The 14,306-nt window shown below is 62.1% G+C and carries 13 protein-coding genes; 7 read left to right on the top strand and 6 right to left on the bottom strand.

Annotation, left to right across the window (positions count from 1 at the left end; translation table 11 throughout):
• Positions 1–72 precede the first annotated feature (72 nt).
• Complete coding sequence (locus AC1TQG_RS22405) at positions 73–1,251, bottom strand: acyl-CoA dehydrogenase family protein (RefSeq protein ID WP_482140379.1); 1,179 nt, start codon at positions 1,249–1,251, stop codon at positions 73–75.
• A 96-nt stretch (positions 1,252–1,347) separates the two neighbouring features.
• On the opposite strand from AC1TQG_RS22405, the gene AC1TQG_RS22410 reads away from it, so the two are divergent.
• A complete protein-coding gene (locus tag AC1TQG_RS22410; protein ID WP_482140381.1) occupies positions 1,348–2,247 on the top strand; it encodes a LysR substrate-binding domain-containing protein in 900 nt (299 codons plus the stop codon).
• A gap of 17 nt (positions 2,248–2,264) precedes the next feature.
• Here the strand turns inward: AC1TQG_RS22410 and AC1TQG_RS22415 are convergent, their stop codons facing one another.
• Positions 2,265–2,822, bottom strand: a complete 558-nt coding sequence (locus tag AC1TQG_RS22415; RefSeq protein WP_482141423.1) for a TetR/AcrR family transcriptional regulator — start codon at positions 2,820–2,822, stop codon at positions 2,265–2,267.
• A gap of 187 nt (positions 2,823–3,009) precedes the next feature.
• Between AC1TQG_RS22415 and AC1TQG_RS22420 the strand changes: the two genes are divergently transcribed.
• The 4 genes from AC1TQG_RS22420 to AC1TQG_RS22435 all read left to right on the top strand — a co-directional run bounded on the left by AC1TQG_RS22420 (position 3,010) and on the right by AC1TQG_RS22435 (position 8,020).
• Positions 3,010–4,005 carry a Rieske 2Fe-2S domain-containing protein gene (locus tag AC1TQG_RS22420; protein ID WP_482140383.1) on the top strand — a complete coding sequence of 332 codons (996 nt, stop codon included), beginning with the start codon at positions 3,010–3,012 and terminating at the stop codon, positions 4,003–4,005.
• The gene (locus AC1TQG_RS22425; protein WP_482140385.1) at positions 4,002–5,093 is read left to right on the top strand and encodes an NAD(P)H-dependent amine dehydrogenase family protein; all 1,092 of its coding nucleotides are present in this window, start codon (positions 4,002–4,004) and stop codon (positions 5,091–5,093) included. Before AC1TQG_RS22420 ends, AC1TQG_RS22425 begins: the two co-directional genes overlap by 4 nt.
• Before the next feature lie 170 nt (positions 5,094–5,263).
• Positions 5,264–6,703: a basic amino acid/polyamine antiporter gene (locus tag AC1TQG_RS22430; RefSeq protein WP_482140387.1), complete on the top strand. Its 1,440-nt coding sequence runs from the start codon at positions 5,264–5,266 to the stop codon at positions 6,701–6,703.
• A gap of 51 nt (positions 6,704–6,754) precedes the next feature.
• Complete coding sequence (locus tag AC1TQG_RS22435; protein WP_482140389.1) at positions 6,755–8,020, top strand: arginine deiminase; 1,266 nt, start codon at positions 6,755–6,757, stop codon at positions 8,018–8,020.
• 109 nt (positions 8,021–8,129) lie between these two features.
• Here the strand turns inward: AC1TQG_RS22435 and AC1TQG_RS22440 are convergent, their stop codons facing one another.
• The 3 genes from AC1TQG_RS22440 to AC1TQG_RS22450 all read right to left on the bottom strand — a co-directional run bounded on the left by AC1TQG_RS22440 (position 8,130) and on the right by AC1TQG_RS22450 (position 11,215).
• Positions 8,130–9,023, bottom strand: a complete 894-nt coding sequence (locus tag AC1TQG_RS22440; RefSeq protein ID WP_482140391.1) for a cyclase family protein — start codon at positions 9,021–9,023, stop codon at positions 8,130–8,132.
• A 59-nt stretch (positions 9,024–9,082) separates the two neighbouring features.
• Positions 9,083–10,567 carry an aldehyde dehydrogenase family protein gene (locus AC1TQG_RS22445; RefSeq protein WP_482140393.1) on the bottom strand — a complete coding sequence of 495 codons (1,485 nt, stop codon included), beginning with the start codon at positions 10,565–10,567 and terminating at the stop codon, positions 9,083–9,085.
• An 81-nt stretch (positions 10,568–10,648) separates the two neighbouring features.
• Positions 10,649–11,215: a nuclear transport factor 2 family protein gene (locus AC1TQG_RS22450; protein ID WP_482140394.1), complete on the bottom strand. Its 567-nt coding sequence runs from the start codon at positions 11,213–11,215 to the stop codon at positions 10,649–10,651.
• Positions 11,216–11,370: 155 nt separating this feature from the next.
• Between AC1TQG_RS22450 and AC1TQG_RS22455 the strand changes: the two genes are divergently transcribed.
• Positions 11,371–12,003 carry a TetR/AcrR family transcriptional regulator gene (locus tag AC1TQG_RS22455; protein ID WP_482140396.1) on the top strand — a complete coding sequence of 211 codons (633 nt, stop codon included), beginning with the start codon at positions 11,371–11,373 and terminating at the stop codon, positions 12,001–12,003.
• 26 nt (positions 12,004–12,029) lie between these two features.
• Here the strand turns inward: AC1TQG_RS22455 and AC1TQG_RS22460 are convergent, their stop codons facing one another.
• Positions 12,030–12,800, bottom strand: coding sequence for an SDR family NAD(P)-dependent oxidoreductase (locus AC1TQG_RS22460; protein ID WP_482140397.1), 771 nt, complete (start codon positions 12,798–12,800; stop codon positions 12,030–12,032).
• Between the two features lie 177 nt (positions 12,801–12,977).
• Between AC1TQG_RS22460 and AC1TQG_RS22465 the strand changes: the two genes are divergently transcribed.
• The gene (locus AC1TQG_RS22465) at positions 12,978–14,165 is read left to right on the top strand and encodes a cytochrome P450 (protein WP_482140399.1); all 1,188 of its coding nucleotides are present in this window, start codon (positions 12,978–12,980) and stop codon (positions 14,163–14,165) included.
• Positions 14,166–14,306: the final 141 nt, after the last annotated feature.

Below are 14,306 nucleotides of genomic sequence, written 5' to 3' on the forward strand. Positions count from 1 at the left end.
GGTTGCGGGTGGCAAGCGGGGCCGCCACCGCCTGCTCGACGGACACCACGGTGAATCCCTCGAGCGGCAGTGTCATGACAGCTTCTTCTTCTCGGCCCGGATCAGGCCACCGCCGATGACGAGGCGCTGGATCTCGCTGGTCCCCTCATACAACCGAAGCACCCGGACGTCCCGGTAGATCCGTTCCACCGGCACGTCCCGCATATATCCGGCGCCGCCGTGTACCTGAACCGCGAGATCGGCCACCTTGCCGACCATCTCTGTGCAGAACAGCTTTGCCGCCGAGGGCGCGATGCGGCGGTCGGTTCCTTCGACCCAGGCCCGCGCCGCATCACGCACGATGGCGCGTCCGGCCATGACGCCGGTGTACTGGTCGGCCAGCATCGCCTGCACCAGTTGGAAATCCCCGATCGCGGCACCACCCTGGGTTGCGGTCGCCGCATACGCAACCGACTCGTCGAGCGCCCGCTGGGCCTGACCGACCGCCAGGGCGGCGATGTGCACCCGACCACGTGCGAGCGATGTCATCGCAGCGCGGTATCCGACGTCGCCGTCTCCCCCGACAAGCGTTTCCTGCCCCACCCGAACCCCGCTGAAGCGCACCTCTGCGGTGGCAGCACCTTCTTGTCCCATCTTCGCGTCCTTCGGACCGATCTCGACACCCTGCGCGGAGGCCGGAACAAGGAAGACCGCGATGCCGTTGCCGGTCTCCGGTGCCGGTGAGATGCGTGCGAAGACAACAAACAGATGCGCGTTCGGCGCGTTGGTGATGTACCGCTTGCCACCATCGATGATCCATCCGTCACCATCGACCCTGGCGGTGGTCTTCAGTCCGGCCGGATTGGAACCCGCACCGGGTTCGGTGAGCGCGAAGGACGCGACCACGTCTCCAGAAGCTATGCCCGGCAACCACTGTGCACGTTGCTCATCCGTACCGAAGCCGACCAGCACCTGACCGGCGATCCCGTTATTGGTCCCGAACATCGATCGGAGGGACAACGAGGTGTAGCCCAATTCCATTGCCAGTTCGACGTCTTGGATCAGATTGAGCCCGAGGCCGCCCCACTCCTGGGGTATCGCGTAACCGAAAAGACCCATCTGCGCCACCTGGGTGCGCAGGTCGTCGGGGATCGTGTCGGTGTTCATGATCTCGAGCTCACGCGGCACCACACGAGTCCGCACGAACTGGTTGACCTGCTTGAGGATGTCAGCGAAGACGTCGTCGGGTACGTCCGGATTGAGCGTGTCCATTCCAACACTATTGCGCCATTATTATGATCGGTCCAATACCCAATCCGGGCTTCTGTAATACGGCTATCGCAATAATCGACGAGAGGGACCCATCTCATGGACGTGGCACAACTGCGCGCGTTCCTCGCTGTTGCGGACGAGCTCCACTTCGGACGAGCCGCCGCCCGTCTCGACATGGCGCAGCCACCACTGAGCCGGATCATCAAAGGGCTCGAACGGGACCTCGGGACCACCCTGTTCGAGCGCAACACCCGTTCGGTGAAGCTGACCGTCAGCGGTCGGGCACTGATCGAGCCGGCGACCGAGGTCCTCGACGCGGTTCGGCGCGCGAGCGATGCGGTGCGCGGCGCCGACAGCGGAGATGTCGGCCTGGTCCGGATCGCCTTTGCCGGCGTCTCGACCCATCGACTCGTCGCTCGGCTGGCCCGGGAGGTGCGCTCCCGCCGTCCGGGTATCGCGCTGGAGCTCTCCAGCCAGAACTTCGCTCAGCCATCGATGACAAAGCTGCTCGGTGGCGAGACCGACATCAACTTCGGGCGGTGGGATGTCATCCCGGCCGAGGTGTCCGTGCGCGTGGTCATGATCGATTCCTTGGTGGTGGCGGTACCCGACACGCACCGGCTGTCAACAGCTCGTCAGGTCTCGATCGCCGCGCTGGCGCAGGACAACTTCATCTCGTTGCCGCCACACGAGGGATCGGTCCTACCGGATCGGCTGCGCCGCCTGGCCCACGAAGGTGGATTTGTTGTCGCCATCGCACAGATCGCCCCCGACACTCAGACCGCCCTGGCGCTGGTCAGTGCCGAGGTCGGCGTCCATCTGACGCTGGCTTCGGTGGCCAGAAATGTCAACGATCCCCAGGTCGTCTTCATCCCCGTCGCCGATCCCGTACCCGATGTCGATCTGCGGGCCGCCTGGCGCACCGACGATCCCAATCCGGCACTGCAAACGGTTCTCGACGAACTGACCAATGTCGAACGAGCGATCCTTCAGTAGGTCACCGCGGAATCACATCACCGGGGCTGCAGGTAGGCGACGATCGCGTTGGTGATCCCGCGCCGCGCAAGGTCGAGATCTGTGTATGTGCCGAGCTGTTTCTCCGACACGATCCCGCGCATCGCGCCGGGGATGAACGCGGCCACCTCGGCAACCCGGTCGAGATCCACGTCCAGGCCGGCAAAGGCCCGACGGCACGTGTCCAGCCAGGCCTGACCCCACGATTCGAATTCTGCGGCGGTGCGCGGAAACAGGCGTTCGAGCTCGGCGCGGTCACGCGGCAGCGCGGCCCGCAGGTTCTCGATCGCCCGGGAGTCACCGACGGTCAGACCCTCGTACATGTTGTCGACGATGGCGCCGACCCGTACCTGCAGTGACGCGTCGGCGGGCGCACTGACCGGAAGATCGCCCCGACGGTCCGCGATACGTTGCAGAACCGCCGCCCACAGTCCGTCGATGTCGCCGAACTGATATTTGACCGCACCCCAGGTCGCACCGATTTCCTTGGCGATCCGATTGCCTGACACCGCCGCCGGGTCGTCGGTCGCCAGCGTCCGTAATGCGGTGTCCAACATCGATTCTCGGGTGGCCAGGCCGCGTTTGTTGCTGCGCCTGCCGACCACGCCCGATTCGCTCACGTGGGCAACTCTATCTGCTGCACGCGCGAAACCGAGTTTCACCGAAGCCTCTGTTCTTTTTTCACAGACCCCACTACGATTCTGGACAGATCGAGTCGGTCACCGTCGGACGAAGGGATGCCAGATGGCCAGAACGCCACTGTCGATGAAACCCACCGGCTGGTTCCAGGTGGCATGGGCTGCCGAGATCGGGGTCGGCGAAGTCCACCGGATGAAGTACTTCGACACCGAGATGGTCGCGTGGCGATCCGCCACCGGCGAAGTCTCCGTGATGGACGCCTACTGTGAGCATCTCGGCGCGCACCTCGGCTACGGCGGACATGTCGAAGGCGATCGCATCGTCTGCCCATTCCATGGGTGGGAGTGGAACAGCCAGGGCCGCAACGTCTGCATCCCCTACGAGAAGCACCCGAACAAGGGTCGCCGCATCCGAACCTATCCGGTGGCCGAACTCAACGAATCGATCTTCATCTGGCACGACGTCGACGGTGCCGAACCATATTTCGATGTACCCGACGTCCTGGCGGGATTCGACGACAACTGCACTGCCGCAGACTATTACCCGTCGTATCCGCAGGCAACGCTCTATCGGCCCGACTTGGAGTTGCATCCGCAGTACGTCATGGAGAACGGGGTGGACTTCGCACACTTCAAGTTCGTCCACAAGGTCCCGTTCATGCCCGACATCACCCGGCACGACTTTCGCGAGCCGACGTCCTATGTCGACTTCACCATCGCCTTCGACGAGAACACCAAGGCAGAAGACGTCAACAGCGGAGTACAGGCGATCAATGCCGGACTGGGGGTCGCCGCCACAAAAAGCTGGGGCATGATCGACAATCGCACACTCACCGCCGTGACACCCGTCGACGAACTCACCTCAGACATTCGTTTCAGCGTCTGGATCGGCCGGAAGCCGAACGACCAACGCACCGAGATCCCGTCCGGGGCAAAGTTTCTCGCCGATGCGGTCATCGAGCAGTTTGTCGCCGACATCAACATCTGGTCACATCAGCGCTACTCCGACCCACCAGCCCTGTCCCGGGGCGAATACGAGGGCTTCACGCAATTGCGGCAATGGGCCACGCAGTTCTACCCGACGAAAGGACTTCACCGATGAGCACCACAGAGGCCGACCGCATCCGCGTATTCCAGGTGGCGACGGGCAACGTCGGCACCGAGATGATCAAGCGCATCGGCAACCATCCAGATCTCGAATTGGTCGGATTGCACTGCTACACACCGGAGAAGATCGGGCGCGATGCAGGCGAGCTCGCCGGGCTCGACCCCAACGGGGTGACTGCCACCGGAACCGTCGAGGAGATACTCGCTGCCCGGCCGGACGTACTCACCTTCCACGGGGTCTTCCCCGACGAAGCGCTTTATGAAAAGGTCCTCGAAGCCGGGATCAACATCGTCACGACCGCAGACTGGATCACCGGGCACCATCGCAACCAGAACCACCCACACCCGTCGGGCCGAAAAGTATCCGAGGTTTTGCAGGATGCCTGTCTGCGTGGGGGTTCGACGTTCTACGGCACCGGGATGAATCCCGGTCTCAACCAGATCCTCGCGGTGGCACACAGCGCCGATGTGTCGGAGATCGAGAACGTCACCGTGATCGAATCGGTGGACGTCTCCTGCCACCACTCGGTCGACACCTGGAAAGAGGTCGGTTACGGTGTCTCGGTCGATGACCCGAGCATCCCGGGCTCCCTCGAGAAATACACCCGCGTCTTCGCCGACAGCGTGTACCTGATGGCCGACTGCTTCGGCCTCGAACTCGACGACGTGACGTTCTCCTACGAACTCGGCGCCTGCACCAAGGACATCGACCTCGGCTGGTATCAACTACCCAAGGGTTCGTTGGGCGCCAACTACATCAAGTACCAGGGTCTGGTCGACGGGGTACCCCGCATCGAATCGCACCTCGAATGGCAGATGACCCCGTACACCAGTCCGTCCTGGGACATCAAGGGCTGCTACATCACCCAGATCTCGGGCGACCCGAACATCTACAGCAAACACATGATCTTCCCCAAACCCGGTGTCAAACTGGACAATCCGGAAGACTTCGCATCAATCGGCATGACCGTCACCGGGCTTCCGGCACTCAACGCGATCAGAAGTGTCGTCGATGCCAAGCCCGGCATTCTCACCAGCGCCGACATGCCGTTGCGCGGGTTCGCCGGCCGCTTCAAGATCTGACCCTTTCCCCTCGCCGTTCGCAAACGAGAGGTTAACGGTCAGAGCCTTAATCGCAGCATAAAGGTGGATTCGCTTAGTTGCGCTTCACATTCACGCCGGAACGGCTATCGTTTATTTTCAAGGATGGCGTTCAACAAATGGCACATGCCCGGCGCATGGGAAATGGGCGTATGGCCACCACCAGTGAAGAAGTTGCCACAAGTTCATCGCGAATGAGTCTTCCCACCCTGACCGCAATGGTCGTGGGGTCGATGATCGGCGCCGGGGTGTTCTCGCTGCCCGCCCGGTTCGGTGGTTCCGCCGGAGCGTTGGCCGCGATCATCGCATGGATCATCGCCGGAGCCGGAATGTTGACCCTGGCACTGGTTTTCCAGCATCTCGCGGTTCGAAAACCGGACCTCAACGCGGGTGTGTTCTCCTACGCCAAGGCCGGATTCGGCGACTACGTCGGATTCAATTCCGGGTTCGGGTACTGGGCGAGTGCCTGTGCGGGCAACGCCTTCTACTGGGTGTTCATCATGACCACGATCGGCCAGGCCTGGCCGGCGCTGGGTAAAGGTGACACCGTCCTCGCCGCGGTGTTGTCGACAATCGGGATCTGGGTGTTTGCGGCGCTGATAGCGCGTGGGGTGAAGGATGCAGCGGTCATCAACCGCATCGTCACCGTTGCAAAAATTGTGCCGATCCTGGTGTTCATCGTGCTGGCCGCCCTCGCCCTGGACACCGGTGTCTTCTACGACAACTTCTGGGGTACTGACGAGTTCTCGGTGTCCGCGGTGGTCGAACAGGTCAAGGACACCATGGTGATCACGGTATTCGTGTTTCTCGGCATCGAAGGCGCCAGCGTCTATTCACGATACGCCCGCCGACGCGAAGACGTCGGCCGGGCAACGGTGTTGGGATTTGTCAGCGTCCTGTGCGTCTTCGCATCAGTGACTCTGCTGTCGTACGGTGTGTTGCCCCGCGAGGAGATCGCCGACCTGCGCCAACCCTCGATGGCACCACTCCTCGCAGACATCGTCGGCGACTGGGGCAGCGCATTCATCAGCGTCGGTGTGGTGGTCTCCGTTCTCGGCGCATATCTCGCGTGGACCCTGATGGCTGCCGAGGTGCTGTTCATACCCGCCGAGGATCAGGACATGCCGCGCTTTCTGCGCCGCAAGAATGGTGCCGGAGCACCGATCGCAGCGTTGTTGCTCACGTCTGTGATGGTGCAGGCGCTGATTGTTGTGGTGCTGTTCTCCGACGACGCGCTCAACTTCTTACTCGACCTGTGTACAAGCTTGTCGCTGATCCCCTATTTCCTCGCGGCGGCCTACGCACTCAAGATCGCGATCGACCGAAAACCCGGCGCCACAATCGAAAAGCGGCCGCTGATCATCGCGGTCCTGGCAACCATCTACACCCTGTTCCTCATCGTCGCCGCCGGCCCCGAGTTCCTGCTGCTCTCGTGCATCGTTTACGCGCCGGGCACAGCTCTCTACATCAAGTCTCGCCGCGAGGCCGGTGAGCGCACCTTCACACTCCCAGAGATGGTTCTCTGCGGCGTGCTCTTCACCGGAGCCATCGCCGGAATCATCGGCCTGGCAATGGGATACATCACCATCTGACCTGCATCCGGCCAGTGATCAGTTTGCTCGACCCAGCGCGAAAGGACAACGATGACCAGCAGTTCAGGTTCCTCGCCCGCCACCACGTACGGCGTTCATTCCGAAGTCGGCCGCCTTCGCAAGGTGATGGTGTGCGCCCCAGGCCTCGCACACCGCCGCCTGACTCCCACGAACAGCGACGACCTGTTGTTCGACGACGTGATGTGGGTGGAAAACGCGCAGCGCGACCACGCCGACTTCGTCAACAAGCTCACCGGGCGCGGTGTCGATGTGGTCGAGTTGCACGACGCGCTGGCCGAGACGATGCGCACCCCCGGTGCCCGAGATTGGTTGCTGGACAGAAAGATCGTTCCCAACCGAGTCGGGCTCGGTCTGGTCGACGACACCCGCGGGTACCTGGAAACCCTTGAGCCCCGGCACCTTGCCGAAGTACTGATCGGCGGCCTGTCCACCGCGGACCTACCCGACGACTTCCGCTCCGGGTACGTCAGTCTGGCCCGCGAATCGGCCGGTCCCCGTGACTATTTGATGCCACCGCTACCAAACACTCTGTACACGAGGGATACCACCTGCTGGTTGTACGGAGGGGTGACCCTCAATCCCCTCTACTGGCCGGCCCGCAAAGACGAAACACTCATCTACAAGGCGATCTACGACTTCCATCCCGACTTCGTCGGTTCCACCGTGTGGTGGGGTGATCCTGACACCGAGTGGGGCCAGGCAACATTCGAGGGTGGCGACATCATGCCGGTTGGTAACGGTGTCGTTCTGATGGGGATGAGTGAACGTACGTCGCGGCAGGCGATCACACAGGTCGCCGCGGCATTGTTTGCCCAAGGTGCCGCCGAACGGATCATCGTGGCAGGTATGCCCAAACTGCGGGCGGCGATGCATCTCGACACCGTCTTCACCTTCGCCGACCGCGATATCGTAACGCTCTATCCCACGATCATGAATGCGGTGCACACCTTCACCCTCGTGCCCTCGGATACCGCGCCGGGCGTTCATGTCATCGACAACGAGGGTGCGGCATTTGTCGACGTCGTCGCGAAAGCTCTCAATCTGAAGTCTTTGCACGTCATCGAAACCGGCGGCGACGTCTACCAATCCGAACGACAGCAATGGGACAGCGGCAACAATGCGGTCGCACTGGAACCCGGTGTGGTCTTCACATACGACCGCAACACGTTGACCAACACACTGCTCCGTAAAGCCGGGGTCGAGGTCATCACCATCGTCGGAGCCGAACTCGGCCGGGGTCGCGGTGGTGGGCACTGCATGACCTGCCCCATCATTCGAGACGCCGTGGACTACTGAACGCTGCCGATCCCAACCACCTCCCATACGAGCCAGTTCTACGAAGACGAGCCACATATTCGGTATTTGTGGCTCGTCTTCGTATTTCCGGCTCGTTTGCGGAGGCGGATTACCCGATCGCGATGGGCGTCACGGGACTGCCTGTCGCTCCGGGGACGTTCAGTGGCGCGATGGTGAGCAGGAACTCGTAGCACCGATCCTGCGACAACTCCTGCAGCGCAACATGTTCCACCAGGTGTATTCCATGGCGCACCAGCAGAACAAGATGCGATCCCAGGTAGATCCCCTGGTCGAACGGCAACGCCTCTACCGCCGAATTGTCCGCCCCGACCACTGACACATCCAACGCGGCAAGATGATTCGCCAACTCGAGGCCGATACCGGGCTGTGGATGAATGTCGAATCCACCATCTGGATTCATGTAACCCTCGAGCCAACCGGTACGAATCAATACGATGTCGCCCGAACGAAGTTCGACGGACTGACTCGACAACGCCTGCTCGAACTCGGCCACCGTGATGACGTGCCCGGGCTCGAGTGCGGTGACTCCGAGAGTTGCCGCCACATCCACAAGCACCCCACGGCCGACTATGGTGCCGATCTTGTCGATACCGCATCGCGGCGCGCCGATCATCGGTGAGACGTCGTCCGCAGAGAAGCCGTTGTAGAACTTTCGGTCCTCAAATATATGCCCGAGAGCATCGAGATGGGTGGCGGTGTGCGCCGCCATCACAAGCATGTCCTCGTTGGCACCCACACCCTCGACTCCGCCAACCGAGCGATGAAAGGCTTCATCACCCTGCCCCCCGAGTGTCAGACGCTGCGGCGCGCCGCGAAACTCGAAAATCGGAGTTCCGGATCGGTGGATCGGTATACCCAGCGAATAGACCTTGCCCGTTGTCGGCACACTCAGGGCGTTCTTGACAACATCCGGGGTGAGCAAATTGAGCGCTCCACGCTCGTCATCGGCGCCCCAGCGCCCCCAGTTGTTTGCCGTTCCCATCGCACTCCCTGCTTCCTGTGATTACCGAACCTCCAAACGAGCCGATTGGCGGCCTGGTCCTACACAGGCTGACCGATGGTCTTGACCTCGAGGTACTCCTTGAAGCCGAAGTCACCGTTGCGACGACCGAGGCCACTTTGCTTGGTACCGCCGAACGGGCTGGTGATCCCGAAGAACGATTTGCTGTTGACGGTGACACTGCCGGTTCGCAACCGCTGGGCAATTCGTAATGCCCTGTCGTTGTCGGCACTGCTGACCTCACCCGACAATCCGTAGATCGAGTTGTTGGCGATGGCAATTGCCTCGTCGTCGGTGTCATACGGGATCACGGTCAGAACCGGGCCGAAGATCTCCTCCTGCGCCACTTGCGAATCGGGATCGACATCGGCGAGCAGTGTTGGCTCGACGTAGTACCCGGTCTGTAGGTTCTCCGGGATGCCACCGCCGGTGATCACCCTGGCTCCGGAATCGATACCCGACTTGATCAGCCCGAGGACTTTGTTCCGTTGGGTTTCACTGATCTGCGGGCCGTGCATGATGCCCTCTTGCCAGGGGTCACCGATCGGTATGTTCTGCATCGTTGCCGCCAGTATCGCCAGCCCCTCTTCGTATCGGCTACGCGGCAACAGAATACGGCTGGGCAGGATGCAACTCTGTCCCGACATCGCGCATGCCATCACCGCCGCCATCGGCAGACAAGCGGTGAGATCGGCGTCGTCACAGACGATATGAGCGGACTTGCCACCCAGTTCCATCACTGATTTCTTCACCGTCGCGGCGCCGGCGGCGAGAATCGCCCGCCCGGTGGCCGTGGACCCGGTGAACGTGATCATGTCGACCCTCGGGTCGGCCGACAGCGCCGCACCCACCTCATTGGCGTTGGAGACCACCACATTGAACACCCCGGCCGGGATGTCGGTCTCCTCGGCGACGATCCGTCCCAGCTCGCTGCCGGACCACGGTGTCCACTGAGCGGGCTTGAGTACCACGGTGTTCCCGGCCATGAGCGGCGCCACGGACTCGGCGATGTTCAGGTAGAACGGCACATTCCACGGCGTGATCGCACCGACAACACCCACGGGATCGTAGTGGATCAGATGCCGCGCCTGCCCCATCACCGTCTCGTGGACACCGGTGTCCTCGAGGTAGTTGAACGCTCGGCCGTACTCGGCCCAGTGCTTGACCTCGGCGATCGGGGCATCGACCTGGCTGCCGGTCATGCCGATCGGGCAACCCACCTCGGTCACCACGATCCGGCGGATCCGTTCTTTGTTGCGTTCGAGCGCCTCGTGAAGCTGCGTGAGACAGTGGTACCGGAATTCCACATCCCGGGACCAGTCGGTTTCGTCAAATGCCCGACGTGCAGCACCAACGGCCCGCTCCATGTCCGCGACGGTGCCATCCGTCGCCTGGCCTGCCACCTGCTCGGACCCCGGATGGATCACGTCGAAAAGTGCACCACTTGCGGTGTACTCCAACTTCCCATCGATCAGCATCCGTTGATCACCGGCAAGCAATCCGGTTTCGACCTGAACGTCCGTCATCGTTATCTCCCTGCAGCAGAACATGTCCGGGTGCCATGGGTTACCGATCGCATGGCAGCATCGCCGGTTACGGTACTCCGATCACCACCGCGCTGGGGCCGGAATGTCCATTTCCAGTGGACGTTCATAGGATAGGTCGGTTCGATCACGCGTACCCACGAGGTAGCCCTTCTCGACAAAAAAGGACGATCCGAGCACACGCGCATCACCAAGGAACATCGCCTCCACCGTCGAACGACGAATTGCGATGCGCCACTCTCCGTCTCGGCGCTCCAGTCGGTCGAGGTAACGACCACTGATGAACTGCGCGGTCTTTCCGTCAAGCCCGACCAGGACCACAAGGACATAACTCTCGGCATGCGCGGTGTCGCCGTCGATCTCACACGAGTGCGTTGTGATGTTGTGCGTGTGAACCTTCGACGTCTCGGCATGTACCTTGTTTGCCCACTCCCCGTACTCGGGGCCCTGATTGGACGCGTTTCCGTGTTCGTCGACCGCATCCTGGTGATAGGCCGCGGTGATCAGGTCGACGTCATGACGATCGCATCCGCGCGCGTGTCGCGCGATGCAGTCCAGGATCGCGGCCCGATCCTTGAGGTACAGAACATCTGCCTGCAACTGCTCCAGAGTGGTTTCGAGCGTCGACATGTCTCTCCGTTTCGCAATGCTTCTCCGCGTGTGCGGACCTGTTACGGGTACTCGGCCCCAATCGGCTGCGACCAAGCCCACAGCCACTATACAGTCGTACAGCGGGCGACGGGTGCGAAAATGAACAAGACTCAACGAAGTAAGGAACTCCGAACATGCCACCATCGGCTCGGCGCGTAGGCGCAGAAACGTCGAAGACCAGGGACGTAATACTCGACACCGTCGAGAAGATCATGGTCACCGACGGTTATCCGAGCGTCACGTACCGGGTGCTGGCAGCGAAGGCCGGCGTGACACCGAGCCTCGTCCAGTACTACTTCCCCACTCTCGACGACATCTTCCTCGCCGCCCTTCGCCGGCGCACCGAGGAGAACGCCCAGCGCCTCACTGCAGCACTGAAGGCCCGCCCCGACGAGCCACTGCACGTCATGTGGGAGTTCAGCTGGGCCGAAGCCAAGGGGGCACTGGTCACCGAGTTCATGGCACTTGGCAACCACCGTCCGAAAATCGGCGCCGAGATCGCCCAGGTCACCGCGCAGATACGCCAGATCCAGCTCGACACCTTGGCTGCAGACTCCGCCACCACCGGCACCGCAGACTTGCCGCTCTCCCCTGGAGGTCTCACGGTCCTGATCTCCGGCATTCCGAAATTGCTGAACCTCGAAAAGGGTGTGGGCATCACCGACGCCCACGCAGATGTCGTGGCGTCCTTCGAGACATTCATCGACTCGATCGAACCGCCGAAGTCACCGCGCCCCCGGAAACGGTCGACTCGTACCCGCAGCTGACCCGCGGCCCCGGACTCCCACGGGACCTAGACGCCTGCAGGCCCGGGCGCACCATGCATGTACAGCGTTTGACCCGAACAGAAGCTTGCTGCATCGGAGGCTAAAAACAAAACGCCGTAACCGATTTCATCTGGTTCACCCAGCCGGCCGAGCCCATTGGTCCCCGCCACCGAGTCCGGGTCGAGGTTGTATTTCGCGAGCTCATCGGTCAGTGTCGGCGCTCGGACCGCGCCGACCGCGATGGCGTTGACACGAATTCCCTTGCCTGCCCATGCCGCTGCCATCGAGCCGGTCAGGTTGTTGACCGCCGCTTTCGCTGCGGCATAGGGTGCTGCCTGCGGCATCGACAGCAGGCTCGCCCCCGACGAGATGTTGACGATCGCCCCTTTGCCCTGCTCGATCATGTGAACAGAAGCCGCCCGCGACAGATTCCAGACGCTGCCCAGGTTGAGGGCAAAGACGTCACCGAACTCCTCCTCGGTCCACCTCTTGATCGACTTCGTCTGCGCACCACCGGCACTGTTGACCAGGATGTCCACCCGACCGAACTCGGCCACCGTCCGATCCACGAGCTCCTGACATCCGGTCGCGGTACTGACATCCGCCGGTACCGCCAGCGCGCGGCGTCCCAGCGCGTCGATCTCCTTCGCTGTCGACTCCAGCGGATCAGGGCGACGGCCGGCGAGCACAACATCCGCGCCATGTTCGGCAAGTACCAGCGCGGCACCGCGCCCGATACCGGTACCACCACCTGTCACCAGCGCGACGCGCCCTTCGAGTGAGAATCGATCATTCATTTCACTGCCCCTTTGTTCGATGCGCTGCCATACCGAGCGTCCAACAGCCGAAACCACACGTGCTCCAGTCGAATTCGACGATGCAACAGCAGTTCCGACGAAGTAGGACCGTTCGCTGTACGAGCGTATAGCAGTTGATCTATGCTCGCTCACGAAACCCAAATCAAGGAGTGTTTCGTGAGCGATGTGTATTACGACCCGTGGAATGTCGAGATCGATATCGATCCTTATCCGACCTACCGACGACTGCGCGATGAGTCGCCGCTCTACTACAACGAACGACACGACTTCTGGGGCCTTAGCCGGTACGCCGACATCGACGCGACGTTGCGGGATCCGCACCGGTTCAGTTCTGCAAAGGGCGACATCCTCGAAGTGGTCAAGGCCGACCCGGTGATGCCGCCAGGTGTGTTCATCAACGAGGACCCACCCCTGCACACCATTCATCGCAAGATCGTGGGCCGGGCTTTCACACCCCGGAAGATGAAGATGATCGAGGACAAGGTCCGCGCATTCTGCAACGCCTGCCTCGACCCCCTGGTCGGCGCCGATCGCTTCGACTTCGTACTCGACCTGGGCGCGGAACTGCCGATGCGAACCATCGGGATGCTCGTCGGTATCCCCGATGCGGACCAGCCGAGTGTGCGCGCCGAGGCAAACCGCGTGTTGCGCAACAAACCCGGCGAGCCGCTACCGGTGAAGAAGGACCACTACTTCGACGGTGACATGTTCACCGACTACGTCGACTGGCGGATCAAGAATCCTTCCGACGACCTCATCACCGAATTGCTGAGCGTGGAGTTCGAAGACGACACCGGCGCCACCCGGAGGCTCCGGAAGGACGAACTTCTCATCTTCCTGGCTGTCATCGCAGGCGCCGGGGTCGAGACAACCGGTCGGCTGTTCGGCTGGATGGGCAAGGTGCTGGCCGAGCACCCCGATCAGCGCAAGGAGCTGGCCCAGGACCACTCCCTCATCCCGGGCGCCATCGATGAACTCCTTCGCTTCGAGCCCCCGGGACCCCACGTCGCCCGATACGTGACCGAAGATGTTGAACTCCACGGACAGACGGTTCCGGCCGGCAGCGCGTTGCTGCTCATGCTGGCCTCGGCAAACCGCGACGAACGCACCTTCGACAACCCGGACCGATTCGACATCCACCGGCAACCCGGTTCGCTCTTGAGCTTTGCCAAGGGTGCGCACTTCTGCCTCGGCGCCCCACTCGCTCGTCTCGAAGGCCGCGTTGCACTCGAAGAGGTCCTGAACCGGTTCCCGGAGTGGGACATCGACCTGGCTCAAGCTCGACGAGCCCGCAGCTCCACCGTGCGCGGCTGGGATTCGATGCCGGCGATCATCGGCCGATGAACATCTGGAAATTCATGTGGCGCACGGTACTCTCGCCGCCACAGTCGCTCACCGCAACGGGCTCGGCCATCACCATTCTCACGTGCCCGGCATTCTCCCTGTGCCACACACACGTCGATGGGCACCGGTGAACAGCGCCGG

The organism is Williamsia sp. Y844, assembly GCF_056786475.1.